We start from the raw sequence: 2,633 nt of genomic DNA on the forward strand, positions 1-2,633 counted from the left end.
GTCGTAGCTTGGAAAATCCCTTGGCGGCGGCTTGCCAATCAGCGCAGTTGTCGCAAGAAAGGAAATCCTTGATGTCGGAACAGGCATTCATATGTTTACAGCAAGCGGCAATCCCGTCAATACCACCGCTTCCTTGGAAACGCTACATATTATCGAGGATGAGAGATTAATAGATAACGCACGGATAAATGGCGAGTATTTTAAAGATTTATTACAACAGCTCAAGAATAAATATGAGTGGATTGGCGATGTCCGCGGGAAAGGATTGGCAATCGGAGTAGAATTAGTGGAAGATCGTGTATCCAAAACCCCCGCAGCAGAAAAAACCGCGGCAATCTGCTATCGCTGCTATGAGCTTGGAATGCTAGTCTTTTATGTTGGTATAAACAGCAACGTAATCGAAATCACTCCTCCTCTCACCATTTCAAAGGAAGAAATTGATTTAGCCGTTTCGATTTTCGACCAGGCATTTTCTGACCTCGAGGAACAAAAAATCAATATGGAGAAAGTAAAACAGTATGCTGGATGGTAACTGTTGACCCCAGAGACGAAATGACGTTAGCGGGATCACTTAATTTTGCTGTAAATAATCACCTGAAAAACAACTATTATCACATATATGAATAAAGCGAGTATTTCGTTGCTTTTCGAAAAAATAAAAAGGACCAAACATGCTCCTACATGTCCTGTCATGCAATAGACTCTTAAAAGAACACTGAGAACAGATTGATATTCACAGTGTTCTTTTTTTCGTCTCTAACTATATTGTTTTTTACGAAATATTTGATAAATAATCAGCAATTTGAACGAATCAATCCAAGATCATACAGGAAAAACTTTGCATAATCCAATTTCACTTTAATTGGTCCTTCATCAAAAACTTTTTGTAGAATTCAATGGATTTCATTAAATTAGTTACATGAACTCCCACATGCATTTTCCTTGTAATTCCTTCATGTTCGAAATTGTATTATTTAACACGTAACAATCTATTCTTTTTTATTTTCTTTTACTTCTTCAATTTTCCCATTACAACATGAGTTTTTATCTTCTTTGACTTCTTCTATTTTTACATCACAACACGACTTTCCATTGCTCTTTTTGAACCACGCCATCCTTCCTCACCTCCTTTAAATTAAATAGAAGAGAAACCCTGATATTGAAGCCATTAAAACAACAGATACAATAAATGCTGAAACAAGTCTTTTTTGAAATATTGAGTTTAATAATGCAATTTCAGGTAAACTAGCTCCTGTTGAACCAATCATTAGGGCCATTACTGGTGGGAATGCCATCCCTTTTGCAATAAGTATTTGGGATAATGGAATCATCGTCGATATACGGATATACAACGGAATTCCAATGACAGCTGCAATTGGGACTAACCACCACTTGTCGTCACCAAGGTATGTCATGATCCAATCAGTAGGCACTGCTTCATGAATAATTGACCCTATAGCTGCTCCGATTAGAAGATATGGATAAACTGTTTTCATCAAGCTCATGGTTTCTTTTATTGCTTCTTTGAAACTGAATTTAATCTCCTTTTCATCAAAGCCAGTCATTGTCACTCTCTTTACAGCCGATTCAAAGCCCAGATTTTCTAATAGTAATCCAATGATGATGGATAAGATTGAAGTAACGAGCGTATATACAATCGCAACCTTTACTCCTAACATCGTTGCCATCAGAGTGATGATGGTTGGGTCTAAAACTGGTGAAGCGAATAGAAATACCATCACGATGCCAAATCGAACCTTTTTATTTAACAAATTCACTACCACTCGAATAGTGGAGCAAGAACAGAATGGAGTTATAAATGCGAATGCAATGGCTGCTATAACTCCTATAAATGTGTTCCTTCCAGATAAATATTTGTTGAGCTTTTGATAAGGGATCAACCCTTGCAGTAAACTGACTAGAAAAGAAATTCCAATAAATAGAGCAGTAAGCTCTATTGCAATTGAAATAAAATCCTGGAGTATTTTCCCAACCATTATGAAATCCCCTTTAATATTTGCATTTTGCAACTATTTATTATTTTTTTATCTTTTTTATGAATTATCTTTCAAATAACGTACTAACTTTCGAACCACAAATTGTGCATCAGAGCCGACCCCTCTTAAAGTTGCAGAAGAAATTGACCGTTGACCTTCTAAACCTACATAATAAAGTCCTTGTACTGAGGTACTTACACCTCCAACATGAAAAGGTTGCCCATTGGAATCAATAGCCCCTATTTCTTTTAAGTGCATAAGATTGTTTTGATATCCAGTAGCAAGAATGACGGTATCTACCTTCTCTTTTCTTCCATCTGACCAAATCACGCCATCCGAATCAAAAGAAGTGAACATGGGCTGCTGATCGGGGGTTCCTTGAACAAGCTGTTTCGAATATTTCCCGAAATCGATTACAGGCCTTGAAGTCGGTGTGGTTTTGCCGAATCTCCAAAATGGAAATGTATCGATCCCCGTTACTTTAAGCCAAAAGTGAATATCTCTCCCAATGAAGCGGCGCACGCAAACGCGAAAGCGTTTCACGATAAATGCGAAAACGCCTATCTAGGGAATCGTTGGGTTTGGGGTTAAATATCCGGTTTTATCACAACTGAACCAAGTACAGGCAACATAACA

General features: G+C 37.5%; 3 protein-coding genes and 2 pseudogenes. 1 reads left to right on the top strand and 4 read right to left on the bottom strand.

Annotation, left to right across the window (positions count from 1 at the left end; translation table 11 throughout):
* Positions 1 to 19: 19 nt before the first annotated feature.
* A pseudogene (locus tag ACO1D1_RS21670) lies at positions 20 to 532 on the top strand (aminotransferase class III-fold pyridoxal phosphate-dependent enzyme); the annotation flags it as partial.
* A gap of 280 nt (positions 533 to 812) precedes the next feature.
* Here ACO1D1_RS21670 and ACO1D1_RS21675 read toward each other — a convergent pair.
* The 4 genes and pseudogenes from ACO1D1_RS21675 to ACO1D1_RS21690 form a co-directional block, all read right to left on the bottom strand.
* Positions 813 to 937, bottom strand: a pseudogene (locus tag ACO1D1_RS21675) (glyoxalase/bleomycin resistance/dioxygenase family protein); the annotation flags it as partial.
* Positions 938 to 989: 52 nt separating this feature from the next.
* A complete protein-coding gene (locus ACO1D1_RS21680; protein WP_263315352.1) occupies positions 990 to 1,115 on the bottom strand; it encodes a hypothetical protein in 126 nt (41 codons plus the stop codon).
* Between the two features lie 15 nt (positions 1,116 to 1,130).
* On the bottom strand, positions 1,131 to 1,997 hold the full coding sequence (locus tag ACO1D1_RS21685) for a permease (protein WP_423337076.1): 867 nt from the start codon (positions 1,995 to 1,997) through the stop codon (positions 1,131 to 1,133).
* Positions 1,998 to 2,054: 57 nt separating this feature from the next.
* Positions 2,055 to 2,540 (bottom strand): hypothetical protein, encoded by a 486-nt coding sequence (locus ACO1D1_RS21690; protein ID WP_423337077.1) that lies wholly within the window; start codon positions 2,538 to 2,540, stop codon positions 2,055 to 2,057.
* Positions 2,541 to 2,633 lie beyond the last annotated feature (93 nt).

It is taken from the genome of Neobacillus sp. 19 (assembly GCF_049463095.1).
Classification (GTDB): Bacteria; Bacillota; Bacilli; order Bacillales; family Cytobacillaceae; genus Neobacillus.